1 pseudogene is annotated in these 389 nt (G+C 67.1%); it reads left to right on the plus strand.

Annotated features, from left to right (window positions below):
* Nucleotides 1–361, plus strand: a pseudogene (locus NE591_RS13120) (hypothetical protein); the annotation flags it as partial.
* Nucleotides 362–389: the final 28 nt, after the last annotated feature.

Here is a 389-nt window from a genome sequence, read left to right on the forward strand (position 1 = left end):
CTTAAGCGTGGTGGACGTGGACGCCTGCCCGGCCATCTTCCTGTTCCACCGCAGCCTCACCTGCTACCTCGGCGGGGTGGGGCTCGTGCTCATCCTCACCTGCGTGGTGACCCAGACCGGCGGCCTGGGCGTGTACAACGCCGAGGGCCACACCGACCACTTGCTGCCGAGCGCCGCCAAGACCGCCCGCATGATCCTGCTCATCTACAACGGGCTCATCATCGCCGTCGCCGTGGCCTACTGGGCGGCCGGCATGACCCCCTTCGACGCCATCAACATCTCCATGTGCGCCGTGCCCACCGGCGGGTTCGCCACCATGAGCACGATGGTGATGGCCTCGATGACCGGGCTGTTCCAATAGGCGATGCTCTCGCCGTGGGTGGCGAACC

It is taken from the genome of Adlercreutzia sp. DFI.6.23 (assembly GCF_024462535.1).
In the GTDB taxonomy this organism is placed as follows: Bacteria; Actinomycetota; Coriobacteriia; order Coriobacteriales; family Eggerthellaceae; genus Adlercreutzia; species Adlercreutzia rubneri.